The following is a 23,576-nucleotide window of genomic DNA, read 5'->3' on the forward strand; positions in this document are numbered from 1 at the left end:
ACGTTCGACACCCTAGATATCATTCTGTGGCTGCGCCGGTCTGGTGCCGGCCAGTCCGCGGTATAATGATTGGGAGTCCGGGAGGGTGGATCGTCCGACCATGCAGCGCCCCGTCCGCTTCGCGCTCTACAGCGCCCCGGCGATCGCCGTGGCGCTGGTCGCCGGCTGGCTGCTGTGGCCGGGCAACGGCGGCAGGGCTGGTCTGCCGCCGTCCGTGAAGGTCACGGTCGGCGACGTCGAGGACACGGTCTCGGCGGTCGGCGTGCTGCAGCCGCTCGACTACGTCGACGTCGGCACCCAGGTGTCCGGCCAGCTTCAGCGCATCATGGTCAAGCCCGGCGACAAGGTCGAGAAGGGCCAGCAGCTGGCGCAGCTCGACTCCACTGTCTACGAGGCCCGCGTCAGCGCCGACGAGGCGCAGCTGATGAATCTGAAGGCGCAGCTTGCCGACAAGGAAGCCGCCAAGGTGCTGGCCGACCAGCAACTTCGGCGCCAGCGCGAGCTGCTGGCGGCGCGGGCCACTAGCCAGGACGCCTACGACGTCGCCGAGGCGGCGGTAAAGAGCGCCGGCGCGCAGATCGACATGATCAAGGCGCAGATCCAGCAGACGGAATCGACGCTGAAGGGAGACAAGGCCAACCTCAGCTATACCAGCATCTACGCGCCGATGACCGGCAGCATCGTCAGCATCTCGGCCAAGCAGGGCCAGACGCTGAACGCCAACCAGAGCGCGCCGATCATCCTGCGTATCGCCGACCTCGACACCATGACGGTGTGGACCCAGGTTTCGGAGGCCGACGTCAACAAGCTCAAGGTCGGCATGCCGGCCTATTTCACCACGCTGGGCCAGCCCGACCGCCGCCGCGAGGGCCGGCTGAAGCAGGTGATGCAAACCCCGCAGGTGGTCAACAACGTCGTGCTCTACGACTCGCTGTTCGACGTTCCGAACCCCGATCTCGACCTGCTGCCGCAGATGAGCGCGCAGGTGTTCTTCGTCGCCGGCAGCGCCAGGAAGGTGCCGCTGGTGCCGGTCGCCGCCCTGCGCCCGGCACGCGGCGGCGGCGGCAACGAGGAAGGCGGCAAGCGCTTCCGCGTGCGCGTCATCGAGAGCGGCGCCATCGTCGAGCGCACCGTGGTGGTCGGCGTGATGAGCCGCGTGATGGCCGAGGTGAGATCCGGCCTGAAGCCGGGCGACGACGTCGTCGTCAGCGACGCGCAGCCGACGGCGCGGGCCAAGCCCCAGGGCGGCGGCGGGCGGCCGCCACGCCTATGAACGACAGCGCGGCCTTCGCTTCGCCGTCGCGCGACGCCGCGTCGGACGGCGTGCCGCTGATCGAGCTCAGCGACGTCCGCAAGACCTACTATCGCGGCGACATCGCCACCGAGGTGCTGCACGGCGTATCGCTGTCGATCCACGCCGGCGAGTTCGTCGCCATCATGGGCGCCTCGGGCTCGGGCAAGTCGACGCTCATGAACCTGATCGGCCTGCTCGACCGGCCGACCGAGGGCAGCTACCGCTTCGCCGGCGAGGAGGTCTCCGAGCTCGATTCCGACGAGCGCGCCATCCTGCGCCGCGAGGCCTTCGGCTTCATCTTCCAGCAATACAACCTGCTGGCAACAGCGACGGCGACCGAGAATGTCGAGGTGCCCGCCGTCTACGCCGGCAGGCCGCGCGAGCAGCGCCTGAAACGGGCGCGCGACATCCTCACCGCGCTGGGCCTCGGCGACAGGCTCGACAACCGGCCGAGCCAGCTTTCCGGCGGCCAGCAGCAGCGCGTGTCGATCGCGCGGGCGCTGATGAACGGCGGCCCGGTAATCCTCGCCGATGAGCCCACTGGCGCGCTCGACAGCAAGAGCGGCGTCGAGGTGATGCGCCTGCTGATCGATCTCAACCGGCGCGGCCACACCATCCTGCTGATCACCCACGACCCCGACGTGGCGCACCAGGCCAGGCGCATCATCGAGATCAAGGACGGCACCATCGTCTCGGACACGCCGGTGACGCTGCCCCCGGACACGGCGCCCGAGACGGCGGCCGAGCCGCCGATGACCGTACGCGCCAGCGGCAACGGCCGCGGCGCGGGCCTGGTGCCCGACATGCTGGAGGCCGCCAAGATGGCCGCCAAGTCGCTGCGCAACAACCTGATGCGCACGCTGCTGACGTTGCTGGGCATCATCATCGGCGTCGCGTCGGTCGTCGCCATGCTGGCGATCGGCGACGGCGCCAAGCAGCAAGTGGTCGACCGCATCTCGGCCATGGGCACCAACCTGTTGCTGATCCGGCCTGGGGCACCCAACGTGCGCGGCAGCGGCCAGATCGCCACGCTGGTACCGGCCGATGCCGACGCGATCGCCGAGCTCGACAATGTCGGCGCCGCGGTCGGCGAGTACGGCGGCACTGTCACGCTGCGCTATCAGGGCCGCGACTACCAGACCAGCGTGACCGCGACCTCCGCCGCCTTCCCCAAGGCGCGCGAGTGGCAGCCGACATCCGGGGCGTTCTTCGGCGAGGCGGACGTCAAGAGCTATGCCCCGGTCATGTGCCTGGGCGTGACGGTGGTGAAGGCGCTGTTCGGACCGGAAGTCGATCCCATCGGCCAGTTCGTGCTGGTCAACAACATCCCGTTCCAGGTGGTCTGCGTGATGGCGCCGCGCGGCGCCTCGCCCTTTGGCACGGACCAGGACGACGTCGCCTTCACGCCGCTCACAACCGGCAGCCTGCGCCTGTTCGGCCAGCGCCACGTGCGCACCATCACCGTGCAGGTCGAGGATGTCCGCCGCATCGACGAGACCCAGGAGGAGATCCGCAAGCTCCTGATCCTGCGCCACCGCACCGAGGACTTCCAGATCCGCAACATGGCGGCGATCCTCGAGACGGTGTCCGAGACGCAGAACACGCTCACCATCCTGCTGGGCTCGATCGCGGCGATCTCGCTGCTGGTCGGCGGCATCGGCGTGATGAACATCATGCTGGTGAGCGTCACCGAGCGCACGCGCGAGATCGGCATCCGCATGGCCACCGGCGCGCGCCGCTTCAACATCCTGCTGCAGTTCAACACCGAGGCGCTGGTGGTCTGCGCCGTCGGCGGCCTGATCGGCGTGTTTGCCGGGCTGGGCACGGCGTACGTGCTGTCGCTGGTCGGCCGGCCGATCGTGTTCTCGGCCGGGCCGGTGATCCTCGCCTTCACCTGCGCCTTTGCCACCGGCCTGCTGTTCGGCTATCTGCCGGCGCGCAAGGCGGCGAATCTCGATCCCGTCCACGCCCTCGCCGCCGATTGAGCCCAGATGAAGCGTCGCACGATTGCCCTGTCGCTGTTGCTCGTCCCGACGCTGGCTGGCTGCTCGCTGTGGGACGAGTGGACCAAGCCCGAGGTGGCGCAGCCGACCAACTGGCAGTCGACCGCCGACGGCACGGGTGTCTGGCCCGACACGGCGTGGTGGCGCGGCTTCGGCAGCACCGAACTCGACCGGCTGATGGGCGAGGCCAGCGCCGGCAATCTCGATCTGCGCGCCGCCGTGGCGCGCGTGCAGCAGGCGCGCGCCAACGCGCGGATCGCCGGCGCGGCGATCTACCCGACGGTCGACGCCGACGCCTCGGCCTCGCGCACCTCGCGCTTCGGCTCGGCCCGCACGACGACCACGACCAACTGGCAGGCCGGCCTGTCGGTCGGCTACGAGCTCGACCTGTTTGGCCGCATCCACGCCACCGAGAGCGCCGCGCTGGCGCGCCTGCGATCCAGCCGCTACGACCAGGAGGCGCTGGCGCTGACAGTCAGCGCCAATGTTGCGCTGACCTATTTCCAGCTGCTGGCGCTGCGCGAGCGCATCGCGCTCGCCACCGAGTCGCTCAATACCTCGCGCCGCCTGCTGCTGCTGCTCGACGAGCAGCGGCGCATCGGCACGACCTCCGATCTCGAGGTCGCGCAGCAGCGCGCCTCGGTGGCGCAGCAGAGCGCCGCGATCCCGGCGCTGCGCCACGTCGAACGGCAGACGCTCAGCACCCTGGCGCTGCTGCTCGGCCGGCTGCCGCAGGACTTCGCGGTCGCCGGCCAGCGGCTGTCGGCGCTCGCCACGCCGCCGGTGATGGCCGGCATGCCGTCGGAGCTGCTGTTCCGGCGGCCGGACGTGCGCAGCACCGAAGCCGACCTCAGGGCGGCGCATCTCGACATCGCCGCGGCGCGCGCCGCGCGCTTTCCGCGCATCCAGCTCACCGCCGACGGCGGCACGGCAAGCGCCGCGCTGTCCGGCCTGTTCGGTCCCGGCAGCTTCCTCGTCACCCTGGTCGGCGGCCTGGCGGCGCCGATCTTCGAGGGCGGCAGGCTGCGCGCGCAGCAGCAGCTGACCCAGGCGCGCTACGAGGAGCTGATGGAGGCCTATCGCACGGCGACCCTGTCGGCCTTTCGCGACGTCGAGAACGCGCTCAGCGGCGCGACGCAATTCCGCCTGCAGCTCGCCGCCGCGCGCGAGGCCCGCGCGCAGTCGCGCGAGGCCTACCGGCTGGCCGAGCTGCGCTTCCGCGCCGGCACGGTCGACTTCATCACCGTGCTCGACGCCCAGCGCAGCATCATCTCGAGCGACGATTCGGTGGTCCAGGCGCAGCTCTCGCAGCTCTCCGCGCTGGTCGATCTCTACAAGGCGCTGGGCGGCGGCTGGAACGGCCGGCTGCCGCCGTGATGGGACCGCCGGCGTCCCGCCGGCCGCCGCGAAGAGGCCGGCGAGACGCCGGCGCTCCCAATCAATCCGCGGCCTTGTCGCCCTGCCGGACGCCCTTGGCGATTTCCTTCTGGCGATCGAACTCGGCGCGGCGGCGCGCGATCTCCTCGGGCGACATCTTCTCGATGTTCGAGAAGTCGAGCTTCCACGAGGCGTCGTCCTTCCAGCGCAGCGGCGACTGCATGGTCGTGCGCGGGCCCGTGGCGCTCTCGAGCACCTGCAACGCCAGCTCGAGCGTCAGGTCCTGCGAGGCGACGTCCCTGGGCTTGCCGGCCGAGTTGCCCAGCGGGAAGTCGCTGAACAGGAAGCGCGGCACGCCTACAAATTCGACGATGTCCTTGGCGCAGGCCACAATAACGGTCGGGATGCCGTTGGCCTCGAGGTGACGGGCGGCCAGACTCACGGTCTGGTGGCAGACGGGTCAACTGGGAACCAGGATCGCGGCGTCGACATTGTCGGCGCGGCACCTGGCCAGCAATTCCGGGCAATCGACGTCGAGCGTCGTGACGTGACTGCGATTGGTCGGCGCGCCGTGAAAGCGCGGCGCCACCTCGCCGATGCGGCCCTTGGCGGCGGCACGGCGCAGGGCCGGCAGCGGGAACCAGGTGTTGCTGTCTTCGGCCGTGGTGTGCAGGCGGTCGTAGCCGATATGCGAGATGCGCACATCGTGATCGACTGACGTGTCGCCCGAGTAGACCTTGTAGAACTTGGCGGCCGCGTTGTAGGCCGCGCCGGGGCCCTGATCGCCCTTGTCCGGCTGGTAGGGCGCTGCCGTGGTGATCAGCGCCACGCGGCTCTTCGACAGAGGCCCATTCAGCTTGGTGAACGGCACGTCGGCGTAGTTGGCCCAGCGATAGGGCGTGCCGTAGCCCAGGGTGACGTAGTAGTCGCGGATGCGCTGCATGTAGGGAATCGGCCGGTCGTACTCGGCGGCGAAGCCCAGCCCGTCCCGCTTGCTCTCGTCCATGCGCTCAGGTTCCTCTTCGTGGCGGCCAGACTATAGGCCCTTGGCCCGCCCGATGCGACATGTCCGACGCGCCGGGCACCCATGCCGCGCGACGCTGGCAGGATAAGCCGGCGTGCTCTACGTTCCGCCAGCCGGCTCGACCGGCAGAGCAAACGTCGAGAGCGTATGGCCGAATCCGCGCAGCGTCGCAGCGGTCGCGAGATCAGGATCGTCGGCCTGGTCTGCGCCGCGCATTTCGTCAGCCACTACCATCTCCTGCTGCTGCCGCCGGTGTTCGAGGTGGTGCGCACCGAGCTGGGGGTGAGCTACATCGCGCTGGGTGCGGTGCTGACTGCCTTCAACGTGATCTCCGCCCTGCTGCAGACACCCGCCGGTTTCCTGGTCGACCGCGTCGGCGCGCGGCCCATGCTGATCGGCGGCATGATGATCGGCGTCGTCGCCCTGCTGCTGGCCGCGACCTTTCCCAGCTACTGGATGCTGATCGCGGCCTATGCCCTGCTCGGCCTGGCCAACACGGTCTATCATCCGGCCGACTATTCGATCCTGTCCTCGACGATCACGGCCAGGAAGGCAGGCCGCGCTTTCTCCTTCCATACCTTTTCCGGCTTCCTCGGCTCGGGCGTGGCGCCGGCCTGCGTGCTGTTCTGCGCGGCCTACGCCGGCTGGCAGGGCGCCTACTACGTGGCGGCGGCGATGGCGGCGCTGGTGGTCGCGGCGCTGGTCATCTGGGGCGCGCCGCTTTCGGTCGGCGCCGTGGCACGACACGAAGCCAACGCGCCGACCTCGGGCAGGGCCGGGCTCGACCTGCTGCTGTCGGCGCCGATCCTGCGCAACCTGTTCTTCTTCGTCCTGCTGGCGCTGTCGGGCGGCGGCATCCAGGCCTTCTCCGTGGTCGCCCTCGGCCAGATGAACGGCACGCCGGCCTCGACCGCCAACATCGCGCTGTCGGGCTACCTGCTGATGAGCGCGGCGGGCGTGCTGCTGGGCGGCATTCTCGCCGATCGCACGAGCAAGCACGAGCGCATCGCGGCGGCCGGCTTCCTCGCCACCGCGATCATGGTGGTCGCGGTGGGATGGGGCGATCTCGGCGCCGCGGCGCTGATCGCGGCGATGTCGCTGGGCGGCTTCCTCAACGGCATCATCCAGCCCTCGCGCGACATGATCGTGCGCTCGGTGACGCCGCCGGGTGCCTTCGGCAAGGTGTTCGGCTTCGTCTCCACCGGCTTCAATATCGGCGGAATGATCGCGCCGCTGCTCTACGCCTGGCTGCTCGACCGCGGCGAGCCGCGCATGGTCTTCGCGCTGGTCGCCGCCTTCATCCTGCTGGCGCTGTTCACCGTGATCACGAGACCAAAACCGCAGCCAGCGCCGGCGGCCACGCCGGCGGAGTAGGCGCAACCTCGGCTCCGACAGGCCGTTGATCTCCGTTGGCTCGGAGGTCCGTCATGGGAACCAACTACCCGCGCACCACCGCGCAGCTGCGCGGGCATCCCATCCATCCGATGCTGGTGCCCTTCCCGATCGTGCTGTTCGTCGCCACGCTGGTCTGCGATGTCGTGTTCTGGACCAACGCCATCGACGGTGTGTTCCGGGCGACGATCTGGATCCTCGGCGCCGGCCTGGCGATGGCAGCGCTGGCTGCCATTGCGGGCGTGATCGAGTTCATCGGCGACAAGCGTATCGTGCGCCTGCGCGATGCCTGGTGGCATGCCGGCACCAACGTCACCATCGTCGCGCTCGAAGCCCTAAACCTCTACATGCGGCTGAAGGACGGCTCGGCTTTTGTGATGCCCGGCGGCATCGCGCTGTCGGCGATCGCCACGATCCTGCTGCTGTTCGCCGGCTGGAAGGGCGGCGCGCTGGTCTTCCGCTATCGCGTGGGCGTGCGCCATAACGAGGAGCCGCTCTGAGCGCAACGGCCTTGCAGCAGCGGGCCTTTCCGACATCGTGATTCCTTCCTACGCTCCGGGCCGACCTGGAGCGGAGCGGATGGTATGGATACGATTACCAAGGTGGCTGACGAGAAGACCGAGGCGCTGGCGGCGCGTTACGGCGCCGATGCGCTGCCGGCGGCCGGGCCGTGGAACGAGACCATTGGTGTGATGCTGGGCCACCGCTCGGTGCGCCGCTTCCTGCCGACGCCGGTGCCCGAGGGCACGCTGGAGACCATGGTCGCGGCGGCGCAGTCGGCCTCGACCAGCTCCAACCTGCAGGCCTGGTCGGTGGTGGTGGTGAGCGATCCGGCCAAGCGCCGCGAGCTGGCACGCATCGCCAACAACCAGAAGCACATCGAAGAATGCCCGCTCTACATGATCTTCATCGCCGACCTCTCGCGCCTGGAGCGCATTGGTCAGGCGCATGGCGGCGGCACCAACGGCCTGCCATGGACCGAGACCTTTCTCGTCGCCGCCGTCGACGCGGCGCTGGCGGCGCAGAACGCGGTGACCGCAGCGGAGTCGCTGGGCCTGTCGATGGTCTATATCGGCGCCATGCGCAACGATCCGGTCGCGGTCGCGACGCTGCTCGACCTGCCGCCAGGCGCCTTCGGCATCTTTGGGCTGTGCATCGGCTACGCCGATCCCGCCGCGAAGGCCGAGGTCAAGCCGCGCCTGCCGCAATCAGCCATCGTGCATCACGAGACCTACAAGCAGGCCGGCGAGGCCGAGCGCATCGCGCGCTACGACGAGGTCCTGGGCACCTTCTCGCGCCGTCAGAACATGCCCACCGAGACCTGGACCGCGCGCATCCGGCAGCGCATCGCCGTCATCACCGGCCGCGAGAGAATGCGCCCCTGGCTCAACGCGCTGGGCTTTCCGCTGAAGTAGCTGGGACCGCCGGCGTTCCGCCGGCGGTCCCAAGGACTGCCTACGCGCTCGCCTTGTCGAGCTGCTCGACGGCGGCGGTGTCGAGCTTGATGGTGGCGGCCTTCATGATCTCGCTGAGCTGCGCCGCCGAGGTGGCGCTGGCGATCGGCGCCGCGACCGTGGGCTTGGCCATCAGCCAGGCCAGCGCGACCTGCGCCGGGCTTGCCGAGAAGCGCTTCGCCACGTCGTCGAGCGCGGCCAGCACCTTCATGCCCTTGTCGTTGAGGTAGCCCTTGACCCGCGTGCTGCGCGCCGCGCTCTTGCCGAGGTCGGCCTCGGAGCGGTACTTGCCGCTGAGGAAGCCGCTGGCCAGCGAGTAGTAGCCGATGCAGCTGACGTTTTCGGCGGCGCAGAGCGTCTCGAGATCGCCTTCGTAGCTGCCGCGCTCCATCAGGCTGTAGTTGGGCTGGATGGTCTGGTAGCGCGGGTAGCCATGCCTGGCGCTGGCCTCAAGCGAGGCCTTCAGGCGCGGCGCCTCGAAATTCGAGGCGCCGATCTCGCGCACCTTGCCGGCCTTCACCAGCCTGCCGTAGGCCTCCAGCGTCTCCTCGACCGGCGTGTCGGGATCGTCGCGGTGCGACTGGTAGAGATCGATGTAGTCGGTCTTCAGCCGCTTCAGCGAGTCTTCCACCGCCGTCGCGATGTAGCTCTTGCTCAGCCCCTTCTTGTCCGGTGCCATGGGGATGCCGAGCTTGGTGGCGATCACCACCTTGTCGCGCCCGCCGCGCTTGGCCAGCCACTCGCCGATGATCGCCTCGGACTCGCCGCCTTTGTGGCCCGGTACCCAGATCGAATATACGTCGGCGGTGTCGATCAGGTTGAAGCCCGCATCGACGAACTGGTCGAGAAGCTTCAGCGACGTGTCCTTGTCGGCCGACCAGCCGAAGACATTGCCGCCGAAGGCCAGCGGCGCGACCTTGATGTTCGACTTGCCCAGAGCTCGCATTTCCATCCTGTCCTCCCTGCTGTCATGTCGAGCGAAGCGAGACATCCAGGCCCATCCTGGATCCCTCGCTCCGCTCGGGATGACACAAAGTCAGCGCGGCCACGCCCTCACGCCTGTGAGGCCGCCGTCGATCGGCAGCATGATACCCGTGACCCAGCGCGATTCGTCGCTGGCAAGATAGACCGCGCCATAGGCGATGTCCCACGCCGTGCCCTCGACCTGCATCGGCACCATCTTGCGCCGCCGCTCGCGTGCCTCGCCACCGAGATGCGCCACCATCGGCGTGTGCACGGATCCCACGATCAGGCAGTTGCAGCGCACGTTCTTCGTCGCGTAGTCGGCGGCGATCGACATGGTCATGCCGTGCAGGCCGGCCTTGGCGGTGGCATAGGCCACCGCGCCGGGGCTGCCCGACAGGCCCACCGCGCCGGCGATCGACGACACCATGATGATCGAGCCGCCGCCGCCCACCAGCATCTTGGGGATCGCGTACTTGCAGCACACCATCGAGCTGGTGAGATTGGTCTGCAGCACGCGGTTCCAGTCCTCCATCGACACCGTCTCGGGCGTGCCCGGACCGCCGACGCCGACATTGTTGTGCAGCACGTCGAGCCGGCCGTAGCGGTCGACGGCGAAATCGGCCATCTCGCTGGCGGTTTCCGGCTGAGTGACGTCGCCGGCGAAGATCGCCGCCTCGCCGCCTTCGGCAACGATCTGCTTCGCCAGCGCTTCGGCGCGTTCGGCGCTGCGGTTGACCAGCACCACCTTCGCACCCTCGCGCGCGAACAGCATCGCCGTGGCCATGCCGTTGCCGACGCCCTCGCCACGCGGCGCCGCGCCCGTCACGATCGCGACCTTGCCTGCCAGCCGACCCGCCATCCGCTTCTCCCCTTATGCGTCCTGCGTCAGAGCATATCGCGTTTGCATGCATCTGCTGTCATTCCAAGCGCAGCGAGGAATCCAGGCGGCTTCTCTGGATTCCTCGCTGCGCTCGGAATGACAGCGTGATTCCGTCCAAGCGAGTTACGCTCTAGGCTCAGCGCTCCCTGAAACCTCGCGCGTCCGGTCCGCCATGTCCACCACCGCTCACGCATCCCGCTCTGTCGCCGTTGCAGGCCTCGGCACCATCGGCTTCAAGGTGGCGCTCGCGCTCGATCAGGGAATCCCCGGCCTGCACCTGAGCGCCGTTGCCGGCCGCGACCGCGACAAGACGGCAAAGGCCGTCACCGGCTTCACGGCGGTGCCCAAGGTCGTGGAGAGCGGCGAACTGGCCCGGCATGCCGACATCGTCGTCGATTGCGCGCCGTCGGCCGCGTTCTCGGCGCTGGGCGACGCGGTGATCGGCGCCGGCAAGATCCTGATGACGGTCAATGCCGGCGCCCTGCTGCGCCGCATGGACCTGGTCGACAAGGCCAAGGCAAGCGGCGGCCAGGTGATCGTGCCCACCGGCGGCCTGCTGGGCTTCGACGCCGTGCGCGCCATCGCCGAAGGCAAGATCACGCGCGTCACCATGATCACCCGCAAGCCGCCGAACGGGCTCGACGGCGCACCCTATCTCGTCGAGCGCGGAATCTCTCTTTCGGGACTCAACGAGCCCAAGCGCGTCTTCCAGGGCAACGCCACCGAGGGCGCCAGGGGTTTCCCCGCCAACGTCAACGTCGCCGCCGCCCTGGGCCTCGCCGGCATCGGGCCGGATCGCACGACGCTCGAGATCTGGGCCGACCCCACCGTCGATCGCAACACCCACACCATCGAGGTCGAGGGCGACAGCGCGCGGCTGACCATGAAGATCGAGAACGTGCCGAGCGAAGAAAACCCGAGGACCGGGAGAATCGTGGCACCCAGCGTCATCGCCTGCCTGCGCGGCCTGACCGCGCCACTGCGCGTAGGGACGTAGATCACTCGACGGTCGACGCGACGAGTACGCCACGGCTCCGCGTGGCGGAACACGGAAAGCGCGGCGTGCATAGCTGCCCAACTCCCGAAGGAAAAAGTCCGCGCGGCGGTATTTGACCGGCTCGCCGGTTGACCCACGTTTTTGCCCGCCGCTAGCTTGCCGCCGCCAGTCTCGCCGATCCTGCAGGAACACGAGCGCATCGCGCATCGCGGCCGAGACGTTGCCAAGCCAGTTGGGAGAAGTACCTATGTCGATCGGTCGTCGAACCACGTTCCTGGGAGTCGGCAGTGCGCTGCTGTTGGCCTCGGGCAAAGCGTTTGCCCAGGCGAAGTCCGACATCAAGCTGCCGCAGACGCTTGTCTGGACAGCCTACGATGTCGGCTCGTCGGGCTATGCCCAGGCCGTCGGCATCGGTTCGGTCCTGAAGAACGCCATCGGCACCAACCTCCGGGTGCTCCCCGGCAAGAACGACGTCTCGCGGCTGGCACCGCTGCGTCAGGGGACTGCTCAGTTCTCCGCCACCGGCTCCGACAATGTGTACGGTCAGGAAGCGGTCTTCACCTTCGGCGAGAAGGAGTGGGGGCCGCAGCCGATCCGTCTGCTGCTGCAGAACTTCGCCGACGGCTCGGCCGTGGCTCTGGCGACGGCAGCCGACGCGAACATCAAGACCCTGCAGGACCTCAAGGGCAAGCGCGTCGCCTGGGTTCGCGGCGCGCCGGCGCTCAACCAGGCCGTGACCTGCATGCTGGCGTTCGCCGGCCTGACCTGGGACGACGTCGTGAAGGTGGAGTTCGGCGGCCACGGCCCGACTGTCGACGGCATCGTCAACAACGAGGTCGACGCCTTCAACAACGCGACCTTCTCCGCACTGAATCAGAAGATCGCGGCGTCGCCGCGCGGCATCTTCTATCCGCCGGTGCCGCACGCCGACACCGAGGGCTGGAAGCGTCTGCAGGCCGTCGTGCCGTGGTACGATAAGCATATCGCCACCGACGGCGTCGGCATCCGCAAGGAGGGTCAGGAGATGGCCCAGGTCGCCTACCCGGTGCTGGTCTCGTACGACAAGCTCGACGAAGCGGCCGCCTACAATATGGTCAAGGCGATGCACAAGTTCTACGAGGACTACAAGGGCAGCGCGCCGGGCGGCAACGGCTGGGCGATGGACCGGCAGAAGTGGAGCAAGTTCGTGCCCTACCACCCGGGCGCGGTGCGCTACTTCAAGGAGATCGGCGTCTGGCCGAAGGAGCAGGACGAGATCCAGGCGGGCTCGCTGGCTCGTCAGAAAGCGCTGATCGACGCCTGGGCCGCCTACACGAAGGGTGCGCCCTCGGACAAGGAGGCGTTCAAGGCCGGGTGGATCAAGGCCCGCGCGGAGGCGCTGAAATCCAAGAGCATGGTCGTCGTTTTCGACACCTGGTGAACCACGACTCCGACTTCTGACCCGCGTGGGATGGCCGGAGGGCCAGCCCGCGCGGTGTCCATCCGTCCCTACCGCTTGTCGCCAGGAGCGATCATGGCCGCGTCTCCAGCCCCCGCCGAGGGGCCGCAGAAGATCGTCGTCAAGGAAGAGGATATCCCCGACTACGAACTCGCCAGGACGCGGAATCTGCCGCCGGCCTGGCAATGGATCGTGATCGGCGCCACGATCACGGCGGTCGGTCTGGCCATGAATCAGATCTTCGCCTGGCGATTTTTCATCGGCTGGACGCTGATCGAAGCGCAGTTCCTCTATGCCGTCGTGGCGATCATGTTCGCCATGGTGTTCGTGGTGTTCCCGAGCCACAAGCGCCAGGATCGAAACGTCGTGCCCTGGTACGACGCGGCGATGTTCGTCGCCTCCCTCGCGGTCGGCGCCTATGCCTGCTGGTACTCCAACGACATCGTCGACCAGGCCTGGGAATACGCCGCTCCGCTGCACGGGCAGCTGGTGGCGCTCGCGATGTGGGCATTGGTGCTGGAAGCCGGCCGGCGCACCGGCGGATGGCCGATCTTCTTCGTCGTGCTCACGCTTTCGACCTATCCGATCTACGTCGATCTGATGCCCGAGGTCGTTTCGGGTGTGCCCCAGACGCCGCTCAACACGGCGGCGTTCCACATGTTCAGCATCGAAAGCCTTCTCGGCATCCCGATGCGGGCCTTCGCCTCGCTGGTTTTCGGCTTCATCATCTTCGGCATCGCGCTGCAGTACACCGGGGCCGGCAGCTTCTTCATCAACCTCGCCTTCGCCCTGCTCGGCCACGTGCGCGGCGGCCCGGCGAAGGTCGCGGTGTTCTCCTCCGGCCTGTTCGGATCGATGTCCGGAGGCCCGGTCACGAACGTCCTGACCACCGGAACGCTCACCATCCCGGCGATGAAGCGCCTTGGCTTCTCGGCCAGATATGCAGGCGGGGTCGAGGCCTGCGCATCGACCGGGGGCGTGCTGATGCCGCCGATCATGGGCGCGACGGCGTTCGTGATGGCGAATTTCCTGCAGATCTCCTACGTCGAGGTCGCGCTCGCCGCCGCCGTTCCCTCGCTGCTGTACTACTTCGGGCTCTTCGTGCAGATCGACGCCTATTCGGCCCGTCACGGCATGAAGGGCATCCCGAAGCAGGAGCTCCAGAGCGTCGGCAAGGTGATGCGCACGGGCTGGACCTACGTGTTCGTCTTCGCCCTGCTGATCTTCATGCTCATCCATCTCCAGCAGGAAGCGCGGGCGCCGTTCTATGCCACCGCGCTGCTTCTGTTCATCAACCAGTTCGACCGCACACACAGGCTCACCTGGGAGAAGCTCAAGAAGTTCGTCTTCGCGACCGGGTTCCTTCTCGCCGAGCTCGCCGGGATCCTGGCGGCGATCGGGCTCGTCGTCGGCGCCCTGGTCAGCACCGGCATGGTCGGCACGATCACCAACGATCTGGTGTTCATCGCCGGCAACAACACGCTGGTGCTCCTGCTGATGGGCGCGCTGACCTGCTTCATCCTCGGCATGGGCATGACGGTGACCGCGGCTTACATCTTCCTGGCGATCATCCTGGCGCCGGCGCTGATCAAGGCCGGCCTCGAGCCGCTGCCGGTGCACATGTTCCTGCTCTATTGGGGCATGCTGAGCTTCATCACGCCGCCGGTCGCGCTGGCGGCGTTCGCCGGCGCGTCGGTCGCCAAGGCCGACCCGATGGCAACCGGCTTCGAGGCAATGCGACTCGGGACGATCATCTACTTCATCCCGTTCTTCTTCGTGTACAACCCGGCGCTGCTGCTGCAGGGCTCCGTCAGCGAAGTGCTCGTGGTTTGCGCCACCGCCGCACTGGGCATCGTGCTGCTGGGCGGCGCGCTGCAGGGCTATCTGATCGGCTTCGGCCGCCTGCCCGACGGTCCGGTCGGGCTGCCGTCGCGGCTGCTGATCGGCTTCGGCGGCTTGACCTTCGCGGCGCCGGGCGGCGCCATGACGGGACTGACCCATCTCCAGCTGTCGGCGATCGCCTTCGCCACCGCGTTGCTGGGTGCGGCGATCGCGTGGCTGATGCGCTCCAAGCGGGCCGTCAGCAGTGCGCCAGGGTGATCGGGACCATCCGACGCGCCGCCAATCGTCGGGTTACCGCCGGAGCTCGCGCATCGCGTTGTCGATGCCGCCGAGCGTCAGCGGATACATGCGGTCGCTCATCAGCTGCTTGAGCAGCTGGATCGAGGGCGTGTACTGCCAGTGGCGCTCGGGCACCGGGTTGAGCCAAACCGCGCTGGAGTAGGTGTCGGTGAAGCGCTGCATCCAGACCTGGCCGGCTTCCTCGTTCCAGTGCTCGACCGAGCCGCCGGGATAGACGATCTCGTAGGGGCTCATCGAGCCGTCGCCGACGAAGATCACCTTGTAGTCCGAGGGATAGGTGTGCAGCACCTGCGAGGTCGGCGTCGTGTCGGTGTGGCGCCGGCGATTGTCCTTCCACAGCTTCTCGTACAGGCAGTTGTGGAAGTAGAAGAATTCGAGGTGCTTGAACTCGGTGCGCGCCGCGGAGAACAGCTCCTCGCAGACGCGGATATGCGCATCCATCGAGCCGCCGATGTCGAACAGCACCAGCACCTTGATCTTGTTCTTGCGCTCCGGGACCATCTTGATGTCGAGCCAGCCGGCGTTGCGCGCGGTGCTGCGGATCGTGTCGTCGAGATCGAGCTCGGTCTCCAGGCCCTCGCGGGTGAACTTGCGCAGGCGGCGCAGCGCCATCTTGATGTTGCGCGTGCCCAGCTCGACGGTGTCGTCGAGGTTCTTGTACTCGCGCTTGTCCCAGACCTTGACCGCGCGGCCCTCGCGGTTCTTGTCCTGGCCGATGCGAACGCCCTCGGGGTTGAAGCCATAGGCGCCGAACGGTGATGTGCCGGAGGTGCCGATCCACTTGCTGCCGCCCTGGTGACGCTTCTGCTGCTCCTCGAGACGCTTCTTCAGCGTCTCCATCAGCTTCTCCCAGCCGCCCAGCGCCTCGATCTGCTTCTTCTCCTCCTCGGTCAGAAGCTTCTCGGCCAGCTTGCGCAGCCATTCCTCCGGAATCTCCGCGGTCGCGGCATCGGCGGCCTTCTCCAGGCCCTTGAAGACGTGGCCGAAGACGCGGTCGAACTTGTCGATGTTGCGCTCGTCCTTCACCATGATCGAGCGGCTGAGGTAGTAGAAATCGTCGACGCTGTAGTCGGCGAGATGGGCGTCCATCGCCTCGAGCAGCGCCAGGTACTCCTTGATGGAGACCGGCACCTTGGCGTTCTTGAGCTCGAGGAAGAAATTGGTGAACATCGCCGGCCTCTTAACGTCTGTCCTTCTCCCCGCGAAGGCGGGGAGAAGGTGGCGCGAAGCGCCGGATGAGGGGCTTCGCGACCGTCGATCCTGTTTGCCGGGGCTCACGACGCACACCTCGTGTGTTCGACGTGAAGCCCCTCATCCGCCCTTCGGGCACCTTCTCCCCGCCTTCGCGGGGAGAAGGAAAAACGTCAGGTCTTCTCGCGCCGCGCCATGAAGGCGAGCCGTTCGAACAGGTGCACGTCCTGCTCGTTCTTGAGCAGCGCGCCGTGCAGCGGCGGGATCAGCTTGGAGCTGTCCTTGCTGCGCAGCGCGTCCGGCGGAATGTCCTCGACCATCAGGAGCTTCAGCCAGTCGAGCAGCTCCGAAGTCGAGGGCTTTTTCTTCAGGCCGGGCACGTCGCGGATGTCGTAGAACACCGTCATCGCCTCGCGCACCAGGTTGCGCTGGATGTCGGGGAAGTGGACGTTGATGATCTCCTGCATCGTCTCCCGGTCGGGGAAGCGGATGTAGTGGAAGAAGCAGCGGCGCAGGAAGGCGTCCGGCAGCTCCTTCTCGTTGTTCGAGGTGATCATCACGATCGGCCGGTGCTCGGCCTTGACCGTCTCCTGCAGCTCGTAGACGAAGAACTCCATGCGGTCGAGCTCGAGCAGCAGATCGTTGGGGAACTCGATGTCGGCCTTGTCGATCTCGTCGATCAGCAGCACCGGGCGCTGGGTGCCGGTGAAGGCGTCCCACAGCTTGCCGCGCTTGATGTAGTTGCGGATGTCCTTGACCCGCTCGTCGCCGAGCTGCGAATCGCGCAGACGGGTGACCGCGTCGTACTCGTAGAGGCCCTGCTGCGCCTTGGTGGTCGACTTGATGTGCCACTCGATCAGCGGCGCCTTCAGCGCCTTGGACACCTCGTGCGCCAGCACGGTCTTGCCGGTGCCCGGCTCGCCCTTGACCAGCAGCGGTCGCTGCAGCGCGATGGCGGCGTTGACCGCGACCCGCAGATCGTCGCTGGCGACGTAGTTGTCGGTACCCGTGAACTTCATGTCAGGTCTTTCCGGATTTCGTCATTTGTTCCCACCGTTCACGTTAGACGCGGGCCGGGGCACTGACAAGGCAACCGCCTGTCGCGCCTGCGTTGCGGCGGGCGCGCAAGCGCCGCTGTGCGGAACGGCTCAGCCGTTGCGCCGCAGCACTTCACCGGCAAGGTAGAGCGAGCCGCAGACGAGGATGCGGAAGGGGCCGGGCTCGCTCGCCAGCAGGTCCTCGACGGCCGTCGCCACGTTGTCGGCCGGCAGGCAGCGCAGGCCGACCTCCTCGGCCCGGGTGCAGGCCTGTTGCGGGGTGAAGGCGGCATGGCCGGGAATCGGCACGGCGCGGGCCGAGACGGCGTGGCGGGCCAGCGGCCGCAGGAAGCCCGAGGCGTCCTTGGTGGTCATCATGCCGAACACCAGATGCAGCGGCAGCGCCGCCGGTTCGGCCGCCCAGGCCCGCGCCTGCGCGCCCAGCACCAACCCGCAATCCTCGTTGTGGCCGCCGTCGAGCCAGATCTCCGCGCCCGGCGGCATCGAATCGGGCAGCGGGCCACGCAACAGGCGCTGCAGCCGCGCCGGCCATTCGACCGTCGACAGCCCGCGCCGCACCGCCTGGTCGTCGATCGCCATGCCGCGCGCGCGCAGGCGCTCGACGCAGGCGATGGCGGTGCCGGCGTTGTCGAGCTGGTGCGCGCCCGTAAGATTGGGCGCCGGCAGGTCGAGCCCCAGCAGGGCACTCTCGTAGCGAAAGCCGCTGTCCGTCGGCGTGACGCTCCACTCGCGGCCCATGCGGAAGAGCGGCGCGCCGAGTCTCAGCGCCGCCTCCTCGATCACGCGCGCCGGTGCCTCGCGCTGGCGGCCGACGACGACCGGCGCGGCCGCCTTGACGATGCCGGCCTTCTCGCCGGCGATCTTCTCCAGCGTGTCACCGAGGAAGCCGGTGTGGTCGATGCCGATGGGCGTGATGGCGCTCACCGCCGGCTGATCGACGACGTTGGTGGCGTCGAAGCGCCCGCCCAATCCGACCTCGAGCACCAGCAGCTCGGCCGGGATGGCGGCGAAGACATCGAGCGCCGCCGCCGTGACGATCTCGAAGAAGGTGATCGGATCATCGCCGTTTGCCGCCTCGCAGGCCTCGATCGCCGCCTCCAGCGTGTCGTCGTCGATGATCGTGCCGGCGAGGCGGATCCGCTCGTTGAAGCGCACGAGGTGGGGCGAGGTGTAGACGTGCACGCGGTAGCCCGCCGCCTCGGCCATGGCGCGCATATAGGCGCACAGCGAGCCCTTGCCGTTGGTGCCGGCGACATGCACCACGGGCGGCAGGCGCCGCTCGGGGTTGCCCATGCGGTCGAGCAGGCGCTTGAGACGGGCGAAGTCGAGATCGATGACGCGCGGATGGCGCGCCATGAGGCGTGCGACAAGCGCTTCCGTGGACATGGGAGGGACTCTCTAACGCGGAGCCCTGTCATCCCGAGCGCAGCGAGGGATCTTTACGTTGAGAAAAGATCCCTCGCTGCGCTCGGGATGACAGATGAACTCGGCCCACACGGACTGCGCCCTAAGCCGCCTCGGCGGCCGGCCGCTTCATCAGGATGGAGATGATGCGCGCCAGCGTGTCGCGCAGCTCGTGGCGGTGCACGACGAGATCGACCATGCCGTGCTTGTACTGGAACTCGGCGCGCTGGAAATCCGGCGGCGGCGTCTCGCGGATCGCCGCCTGGGTTACGCGCTGGCCCGAGAAGCCGATCAGCGAGCCGGGCTCGGCGATGTGGATGTCGCCCAGCATGGCGAGCGAGGCTGTGACGCCACCGGTGGTCGGATCGGTCAGCACGACGATGTAGGGCAGGCCGGCTTCCTTGACCTCTCGCACCGCGATGGTGGTGCGCGGCATCTGCATCAGCGAAAGGATGCCCTCCTGCATGCGCGCGCCGCCCGAGGCCGAGAACAGGATCAGCGGCGCGTTCTTCTGCACGGCGATGCGGGCCGCGGTCACCACGCCCTCGCCCACCGCCATGCCCATCGAGCCGCCCATGAAGCCGAAATCGAAGATCGCGACGACGGCCGGCTGGCCCTCCATCTCGCCGCTGGCGACGACGATGCCGTCGCCGCCAGGCCCGGCCTGCGACTGCGCCTCCTTCAGCCGGTCGATGTAGCGCTTCTGGTCGCGGAACTTCAGCGGATCGACGATCGGCCTGGGCACGGCATGGACCTCGTGCTTGCCGCCGTCGAAGAGGTGCGGCAGGCGCTGCAGCGGCCGGATCCGCAGATGGTGGTTGCAGTGGTTGCAGACCTGCTGGTTGGTCTCGAGGTCGCGGTGGAACAGCATCTGTTCGCACGCCGGGCACTTCAGCCACAGATTCTCCGGCGCTTCCTTGCGCGCCACCAGCGCCCTGAGCTTGGGTCGCACGAAATTGGTCAGCCAGTTCATGCCCGCCCTATGGCACGATTGCAGGGGCCGGAAAAGACCGGTCTTCCCCTCCCCGGGAGAAGGTTAGGGCTCTAACGCCACAGCCCCCCGAACGGCCGCACCAGCTCGGTCGGCCGCTTGACGAGGCAGAATCTGCGCCGGGCCTGGTAGTCGGCGCAGAGCTTCTCGGCCACGCCCGGCTCGAGGTCGGCGATGATGGTGGCGAAACGGCGCGACTTGTTGGCGGTGACGTCGACGATCCATTCGCGGCCGATCCAGGCCTGCTTCAGCTCCACCAGCCGCGCCTGGGCCGCGACATGCGCCGCGCGCGCCTGCTGCAGGTTGAGGAAGGTGCCGACCCAGGCGCCGTTGCCGGGATAGTCGTAGCGGTAGGGCGAGCAGCTGAAATCGTCGAGCACGATGGGCGCCTGGCCGCCGCTGCTGGCCGGCAGCTGGAACAGCTTCTGGCCCGAGCCGGCGCTCTTCTTGGCGAAGGCCTCGTCGAACAGCCTGACCATCGCCTCGTCGCGCAGGTCGGAGCGGCGGAAGCCCAGCGCCACGCCGATCAGCCGCCGCCCATCGCGCGTCGCCGAGGCCACGAGGTTGAAGCCGGAGGAGCACAGGAAGCCCGTCTTCAGCCCGTCGGCGCCGGGATATTTCTCGAGGAAGCGCACCGAGTGGGTGATGCGCGCGCCGCGGATGATCACCTCGTTCTGGGTGAAATAGGCGTATCTGTCGGGGAAGTCGCGGATCAGCGCCATCGCCAGGGTCGCCATGTCGCGCGCCGTCGTCACCTGCGCCGGATCCTTCCAGCCGCTTGGATTGCGGAAGTTCGAGCCGGTCATGCCCAGCCGCTTCGCCGTGGCGTTCATGCGCTGGGCGAAGGCCGGCTCGGAGCCCGCCAGGCGCTCGCCGACCGCCACGGCGACATCGTTGGCCGAGCGCAGGATCAGGGCCAGGATCGCCTGCTCGATGCTGATGGTGGCGCCGGCCGGCAGCACCAGCTTCGACGGCTGCTGGTTGTAGGCGTAGGGCGAGAAGGCGAGCTGGTCGGTGAGCCGGATCCTGCCGGCCTTCAGGTCCTCGAACAGCAGATACAGGGTCATCATCTTGGTCAGCGATGCCGGATACCAAGGCGCGCTGGCATCGCGCTGATGCAGCACCTCGCCGCTATGCATGTCGACGACCAGCGAGGGGCCGGCCTGCACCGGCCCGGTCGGCGTCGGCAGGACGCCGCGTTGCGCCAGCGCCGGTGGGCCGAGAGCGACGAGGGCAAGAAGGGCTGTGAGTACGAGGAGGAGGCGGCGCAACACGGAGACGGACATGTGCGCAATTCTAGCGCAACCGCGCGGCCTTGGCATGGCCGCGATGGCGGCTTATGTCAGTAAACCATGATCAAGATCGCTGTCTGTCCGGTCACGCCGTTCCAGCAGAACTGCTCCCTCGTCTGGTGCGAGGAAACCAGGCACGGCGCGCTGGTCGATCCGGGCGGCGACCTCGAGCGCCTGAAGGACGCGGTGACGCAGACCGGCATGACAGTCGCCAAGGTCATGCTGACCCACGGCCATGTCGATCACGCTTCGGCCGCCGGCGCCATCGCCGAGCATTACGGCGTGCAGATCGAGGGCCCGCACGAAGGTGACCGCTACCTGATCGAGGGCCTGCCCGACTCCAACCGCAAGTACGGCTTCACCGTACCCGAGCCCTTCCTGCCGCATCGCTGGCTCAAGGACGGCGACACGGTCGAGCTCGGCAAGCTCAGCTTCGATGTCGTGCACTGCCCCGGCCACACGCCGGGCCATGTCGTGTTCGTCAACACGCACGAGAAGGCGCGCATCGCCTTCGTCGGTGACGTGCTGTTCCGCGGCTCGGTGGGCCGCACCGACTTCCCCAAGGGAAATCAGGAGCAGCTCTTCCACTCGATCCGCAAGAAGCTGTTCCCGCTGGGCGACGACATCGGCTTCGTGCCCGGTCATGGCCAGACCTCGACCTTCGGCTGGGAACGCAAGACCAACCCCTTTGTCTGCGACATGCTGTTCGAGGACGAGACGTAAGCGTGCCGCGCTTCGTCGCCGAGCTGGCGCCGGCCGCGCCGCTGGCGCTGCAAGCGCCGCCGCTCGATCGCGTCGACTGCAACTCGTCCGTCCACGTACACGCCGATCGCACTACCGCCGCGCCGGCCCGGCCGGCGGCAGCACCGGCGATGTCGGCATCGCCGGGCTGGGCGCGCCGCAGGCCGTGCGCCTGCTCGACGATCCGGACCCCAAGGTCGGCAAGTGGATCGAATCGACCTGGCGCGCGCCCGATGGCCGGCTCTACGGCTGGTATCACGCCGAGGAGCGCATCGAGAGCAAGACGGCGCCATTCGTGCCGCATATCGGCGCGCTGCGCTCCGACGACGACGGGCTGAGCTGGCAGGTGCTGGGCGAGGTGCTGCGGGGGCCATCAAATCAGATCGATCTCCTCGCCGGCAATGGATTCATGGCCGGCGGCTACGGCGACTTCAGCGTCGTGCCCAACCGCGATGGCCCCTATCTCCACATGCTGTTCAGCAGCTACGTGGCGGACGAGCGCGCGCAGGGTGTCTGCGCCGCGCGCTGCCTCGTGACGAAGCGCGACGCGCCGCGCTTCGAGGTGTGGAGCGGCGGCACCTGGCAAGCGGCCGACAGCGCCCTGCCCACGCCGCTCTGGCCGGCCGTATGCGGCTGGCACGACGTCCATCCCGACTGCTTCTGGGGCCCGTCGGTCCACTTCAACCGCGATCTCGGCGTCTATGTCATGCTGCTCAGCCACACCGCCGGGCCCTATTCCGGCTTCCATTCCGCGGCCAACGCCGTCTCGTTCAACGCCACGCCCGAACGGCCTGACGCCTGGAGCGCGCCGATCCGCATCGTCGAGGGCGGCGGCTGGTATCCGCAGGTCGTCGGCCTGGGCGCGAACGACGGCGACACGCTTTCGGGCGCCGAGGCGCGGCTGTTCATCAGCGGCCTGTCGGCCTGGCACATCCGCTTCCGCGCGGCCCGCGACGAGACCGACCTGCCGACACCGACGAAGCTGCCGCGCGAGACCATGATCGCGCTGGGCAAGTCGCTGGGCGCCAAGGGCGCTTGATCGTCGAGACCAGCTCGTTGCCCGCGACATGCTGCTTGACCACGAGCCGTGGATCTTCAACCTCTCAACGCCTTCCCGCCCGAGGCGACGATCCTGGCATTGAGCACAGCAAATCGACTCGAGTCGCGAATTTCCACCGTGCCGTCGATCTTCTGAACGATCGCTGTCGGAATCCGGGTCCGAACATCGAGAACGATCGCATCGTCAGCTTCAGCCCAGTACTCAGGCAAGTGCATCAGACCGCGCCGATGTCGCCGCCGGATCGTATCAGTGTCGATGTTGTGCCCACCGAGCATGACGCGCTGCTTCACGCGGCTTTCGTTCAGGCTCGAATGCGCTGTGAACAAAAAGATGAGGCGCAGGCTGTAGCCGCGCGATCGCGCTCTGCCGGCGAAGTTGAGAAGCGTACGCGTGGCCATCGTCGTTTCCACACAGAACGATCGGCCTTCAGACAGCAGCACCTCGCGCGTCGAAAGCATCTGCCGCCCGGCGCGCATCGCCACCGCCTGCACGTCGTCGGCGTCCAGGTCTCGCGCCATGTCATCGGCATTGAGGAAGGCGCCCGCCGCTGCCAGTTCCTGAAGATTCTCGCGCGCATAGGTCGACTTGCCGGCGCCGTTCGGTCCAGCCAGCAGAGTCAGGACAGGCGCGCTCAATTTGCCTGCGGATCGCGCGACGGCAATGGGGAGCCGACACGTTCGATCGCGACGCGTCGGCCGTCGGGGTAGACCGCGAAGACGTGATGGTCGTCGGCTTCAAAGACCGGAACGCCGCGCGCATGGGAATCCCGTACGGCATTCGCCACGGCGTTCCGGTGGCCCTGCACCATTTCGTCGAAAATCGACTTGTTGCCGGTCATGGCGCTGAATCTAGGCGCGCAAGACCTCGGCCAC

Annotated in this window: 21 protein-coding genes; 11 read left to right on the plus strand and 10 right to left on the minus strand. The window is 67.9% G+C overall.

The genetic code is table 11. The annotated features are described in order from the left end of the window. The first annotated feature begins 100 nt into the window (after positions 1-100). From KF889_08310 to KF889_08320, 3 genes are read left to right on the plus strand one after another with little or no spacing between them, the layout of a single operon-like run. On the plus strand, positions 101-1,273 hold the full coding sequence (locus KF889_08310; GenBank protein MBX3499431.1) for an efflux RND transporter periplasmic adaptor subunit: 1,173 nt from the start codon (positions 101-103) through the stop codon (positions 1,271-1,273). Beyond that, entirely contained in the window at positions 1,270-3,279 is a 2,010-nt protein-coding gene (locus KF889_08315; protein ID MBX3499432.1) for a MacB family efflux pump subunit, read from the plus strand. Before KF889_08310 ends, KF889_08315 begins: the two co-directional genes overlap by 4 nt. A 6-nt stretch (positions 3,280-3,285) precedes the next feature. Further along, on the plus strand, positions 3,286-4,674 hold the full coding sequence (locus tag KF889_08320; GenBank protein ID MBX3499433.1) for an efflux transporter outer membrane subunit: 1,389 nt from the start codon (positions 3,286-3,288) through the stop codon (positions 4,672-4,674). 61 nt (positions 4,675-4,735) lie between these two features. Here KF889_08320 and KF889_08325 read toward each other — a convergent pair whose 3' ends face one another. Next, on the minus strand, positions 4,736-5,680 hold the full coding sequence (locus KF889_08325; protein MBX3499434.1) for a glycine reductase: 945 nt from the start codon (positions 5,678-5,680) through the stop codon (positions 4,736-4,738). 165 nt (positions 5,681-5,845) lie between these two features. On the opposite strand from KF889_08325, the gene KF889_08330 reads away from it, so the two are divergent. The 3 genes from KF889_08330 (at position 5,846) to KF889_08340 (ending at position 8,505) form a co-directional block, all read left to right on the plus strand. Then, on the plus strand, positions 5,846-7,072 hold the full coding sequence (locus tag KF889_08330) for an MFS transporter (protein MBX3499435.1): 1,227 nt from the start codon (positions 5,846-5,848) through the stop codon (positions 7,070-7,072). Positions 7,073-7,125: 53 nt separating this feature from the next. Beyond that, positions 7,126-7,590 (plus strand): DUF2231 domain-containing protein, encoded by a 465-nt coding sequence (locus KF889_08335; protein ID MBX3499436.1) that lies wholly within the window; start codon positions 7,126-7,128, stop codon positions 7,588-7,590. Between the two features lie 84 nt (positions 7,591-7,674). Beyond that, positions 7,675-8,505: an NADPH-dependent oxidoreductase gene (locus KF889_08340; GenBank protein MBX3499437.1), complete on the plus strand. Its 831-nt coding sequence runs from the start codon at positions 7,675-7,677 to the stop codon at positions 8,503-8,505. 40 nt (positions 8,506-8,545) lie between these two features. On the opposite strand, the gene KF889_08345 is transcribed toward KF889_08340, so the two are convergent. Both KF889_08345 and KF889_08350 read right to left on the minus strand, forming a co-directional pair. Then, positions 8,546-9,496, minus strand: a complete 951-nt coding sequence (locus KF889_08345) for an aldo/keto reductase (protein ID MBX3499438.1) — start codon at positions 9,494-9,496, stop codon at positions 8,546-8,548. A gap of 84 nt (positions 9,497-9,580) precedes the next feature. After that, positions 9,581-10,369 (minus strand): SDR family oxidoreductase, encoded by a 789-nt coding sequence (locus KF889_08350; protein ID MBX3499439.1) that lies wholly within the window; start codon positions 10,367-10,369, stop codon positions 9,581-9,583. A 193-nt stretch (positions 10,370-10,562) separates the two neighbouring features. Here KF889_08350 and KF889_08355 point away from each other — a divergent pair, with 193 nt between their 5' ends. The 3 genes from KF889_08355 to KF889_08365 all read left to right on the plus strand — a co-directional run bounded on the left by KF889_08355 (position 10,563) and on the right by KF889_08365 (position 14,925). Then, a complete protein-coding gene (locus KF889_08355; protein MBX3499440.1) occupies positions 10,563-11,387 on the plus strand; it encodes an aspartate dehydrogenase in 825 nt (274 codons plus the stop codon). A 247-nt stretch (positions 11,388-11,634) separates the two neighbouring features. Continuing rightward, positions 11,635-12,807, plus strand: coding sequence for a TAXI family TRAP transporter solute-binding subunit (locus KF889_08360; GenBank protein MBX3499441.1), 1,173 nt, complete (start codon positions 11,635-11,637; stop codon positions 12,805-12,807). A 93-nt stretch (positions 12,808-12,900) separates the two neighbouring features. Then, positions 12,901-14,925 (plus strand): TRAP transporter fused permease subunit, encoded by a 2,025-nt coding sequence (locus KF889_08365; protein MBX3499442.1) that lies wholly within the window; start codon positions 12,901-12,903, stop codon positions 14,923-14,925. A 33-nt stretch (positions 14,926-14,958) separates the two neighbouring features. On the opposite strand, the gene KF889_08370 is transcribed toward KF889_08365, so the two are convergent. From KF889_08370 to KF889_08390, 5 genes are all read right to left on the minus strand, one after another. Continuing rightward, a complete protein-coding gene (locus KF889_08370; GenBank protein ID MBX3499443.1) occupies positions 14,959-16,137 on the minus strand; it encodes a VWA domain-containing protein in 1,179 nt (392 codons plus the stop codon). 194 nt (positions 16,138-16,331) lie between these two features. Continuing rightward, positions 16,332-17,177 carry a MoxR family ATPase gene (locus KF889_08375; GenBank protein MBX3499444.1) on the minus strand — a complete coding sequence of 282 codons (846 nt, stop codon included), beginning with the start codon at positions 17,175-17,177 and terminating at the stop codon, positions 16,332-16,334. A 129-nt stretch (positions 17,178-17,306) separates the two neighbouring features. Then, positions 17,307-18,602 carry a bifunctional folylpolyglutamate synthase/dihydrofolate synthase gene (locus tag KF889_08380; protein MBX3499445.1) on the minus strand — a complete coding sequence of 432 codons (1,296 nt, stop codon included), beginning with the start codon at positions 18,600-18,602 and terminating at the stop codon, positions 17,307-17,309. Between the two features lie 121 nt (positions 18,603-18,723). Next, entirely contained in the window at positions 18,724-19,593 is an 870-nt protein-coding gene (gene accD, locus KF889_08385; GenBank protein ID MBX3499446.1) for an acetyl-CoA carboxylase, carboxyltransferase subunit beta, read from the minus strand. Between the two features lie 71 nt (positions 19,594-19,664). Then, positions 19,665-20,897 (minus strand): D-alanyl-D-alanine carboxypeptidase, encoded by a 1,233-nt coding sequence (locus KF889_08390; protein ID MBX3499447.1) that lies wholly within the window; start codon positions 20,895-20,897, stop codon positions 19,665-19,667. 69 nt (positions 20,898-20,966) lie between these two features. Between KF889_08390 and KF889_08395 the strand changes: the two genes are divergently transcribed. Next, positions 20,967-21,626 (plus strand): MBL fold metallo-hydrolase, encoded by a 660-nt coding sequence (locus KF889_08395; GenBank protein MBX3499448.1) that lies wholly within the window; start codon positions 20,967-20,969, stop codon positions 21,624-21,626. A 184-nt stretch (positions 21,627-21,810) separates the two neighbouring features. Further along, positions 21,811-22,683 carry a hypothetical protein gene (locus tag KF889_08400; protein ID MBX3499449.1) on the plus strand — a complete coding sequence of 291 codons (873 nt, stop codon included), beginning with the start codon at positions 21,811-21,813 and terminating at the stop codon, positions 22,681-22,683. 56 nt (positions 22,684-22,739) lie between these two features. On the opposite strand, the gene KF889_08405 is transcribed toward KF889_08400, so the two are convergent. Together KF889_08405 and KF889_08410 are read right to left on the minus strand one after the other, a co-directional pair. Continuing rightward, positions 22,740-23,339 carry a zeta toxin family protein gene (locus KF889_08405; protein MBX3499450.1) on the minus strand — a complete coding sequence of 200 codons (600 nt, stop codon included), beginning with the start codon at positions 23,337-23,339 and terminating at the stop codon, positions 22,740-22,742. Next, positions 23,336-23,542, minus strand: coding sequence for a hypothetical protein (locus KF889_08410; protein MBX3499451.1), 207 nt, complete (start codon positions 23,540-23,542; stop codon positions 23,336-23,338). Before KF889_08410 ends, KF889_08405 begins: the two co-directional genes overlap by 4 nt. Between the last annotated feature and the right edge of the window lie 34 nt (positions 23,543-23,576).

It is taken from the genome of Alphaproteobacteria bacterium, assembly GCA_019635875.1.
Taxonomy (GTDB): domain Bacteria; phylum Pseudomonadota; class Alphaproteobacteria; order Reyranellales; family Reyranellaceae; genus JAFAZJ01.